General features: G+C 65.4%; 1 protein-coding gene. It reads right to left on the reverse strand.

Annotation, left to right across the window (positions count from 1 at the left end; genetic code table 11):
• Positions 1-105: 105 nt before the first annotated feature.
• Positions 106-1,794: an IS1634 family transposase gene (locus tag AWC07_RS02550; protein ID WP_085104939.1), complete on the reverse strand. Its 1,689-nt coding sequence runs from the start codon at positions 1,792-1,794 to the stop codon at positions 106-108.
• Positions 1,795-1,883: the final 89 nt, after the last annotated feature.

Raw genomic sequence — 1,883 nt, forward strand, 5'->3', positions numbered from 1 at the left:
CTAGCGGGAGTTTCCGCCCTTGATGCCTGATCAGCGTTGTTTGTGCTGGTCAGTGGTGGTTTTTTGGGTTGGTGGGTGTATTACCCACGGGCGTGTTTGGGCTGGTCAGCGGGTGGGTGCGTAGCGGTGGATGTCGAAGAGGTCTGCGAGGCGGTCTTGGGTGGGGGTGGTGTCGGTGAGCATGCGTCGGGCGCGGGGGCGGCCTTTGCCGCCGTCGTGGTAGAGCAGCACGGTTTCGCCGATGCCGGCGAGTTGGTTGAGTAGTTCGCGCACCGACATGTGCAGGCCGGCGCGCTCGGCTTGGCGGCGCATGAGGTGGGCGACGGTCAATGCGAGGACGCTGTAGAAGACGTGGACCCGGATCTTCTGGTCGGTCCAGTGGTGCATCGGTCCGAACGAGACGACGTGGGGGTCTTTCTGCTGCCGGAATCCGGCCTCGACCTCGGATTGGGAGCGGTAGGCCGCGACCACGTCGCCGACGCTCCAGGTGTCGCGATTGGTGAACAGGATGCGTTTGCCGAAGATTCTGCCTTCCAACCGTTTTCGGGCGTTGTGGTCGGTGCGCCAGGTCAACCGGAACGTCGAGGGATCCTCGCCGGTCAGGGTGACGGTGAGCACCTCGCGGACCCAGCGTGGCTTGAGGATCGCGGCGATGTCGGCTTGCACGGCGTCGCGGGGACGCCGAGTCTTGCCCCGGGCGAGGCGCGATTGCAGTTCGGTCAAACGTTTCCGTGCTTTCGCCAGGGTTTGGTCGAAGCCGCGTGACTGCGCGGCGTGCAGTGTCGGGGAGTGGGTGAGCACCGCGCGGCGGGTGACCCCGAGTGCGGTCACCTCGGTGTCCACACAGCTCAGGCCGGGATAGCGGTCGTCATCGACACCGACGTAGGTTGCCCGGGGTATCGCGAGCAGTTCGGGATGGTCCGACGGTGGCAATGATCCGACGAACCCCAACCCCGACTCTTCGATGACGGTGTGGTTGTCGGCCGAGTTCTGCCCGGCGTCGTAGACCACCGTCAACGACTCCACCGAGGTGCTCAACTGCCGATACCGGGTGAGCAGTTCCTCGATCACCGTGGGGAACTGGGTGACGTCGGGGCGGTCGCCGGGGTAGGCGTGCGACACCACGGGCACCCCACCGTCGCGGGTCACGACCAGCGCCAACCCGACCAACCGCAGATCCACACGTTTCTGTTTGGCCTTGCCGCGCTGGGCGATCGGGGCGCGCTCATTGGCCGAATCGATGTAGGTGGCGAAGTTGGTCATGTCCAGCACCAGCCCCGAGAGGTCCAAGCCGAACTCGGTGACCATCCGCCGCCCCAACTCGGTTTCGATGCGGCGCAGCGCCTCGGTGTCCAGCTGATCCATCGCGTCCCAGAACCGGCGGTGATCCAACGCCCCGGCCGGGGTTTTCACCCACCGCGCTCCGGCGGTGCTGGCCCACCAGTCGGCGAACGCCAACTTCGAGCACGGCGCCACGACCCGGTTGGCCGTGGCCAACGCGATATAGCTGCCCACCGACAACCCGGCGTCGGCCCGTCGCGGCGCGACCGAGTCCACGATCTCGACCACACCGAGACGCTGCAGCACCGACCACACCCCGGCCAGATCACCGAATTGTTTGTGCTGGCTGCGCACCGGTTCGCCGCTGCCCGCGCCCGCCAGCTTGGCCATCACCTCCTCGGCGGTGCCCAAATATTCCTGCGACACGATCCTCGGTTTGCCGTCCACCCGCGCCGATTCCACCAGGTAGTAGTACGTGTACTTGCCACGACGCTTCCCCACAATCGACGGCATATATGGGTAATACACCCAAACGCGTCAAAAACCAAGCACCACAACAAAAGACACGCCGCTCAACTACACAGGGCGGAAACTCCCGCTAG

It is taken from the genome of Mycobacterium gastri, assembly GCF_002102175.1.
In the GTDB taxonomy this organism is placed as follows: domain Bacteria; phylum Actinomycetota; class Actinomycetes; order Mycobacteriales; family Mycobacteriaceae; genus Mycobacterium; species Mycobacterium gastri.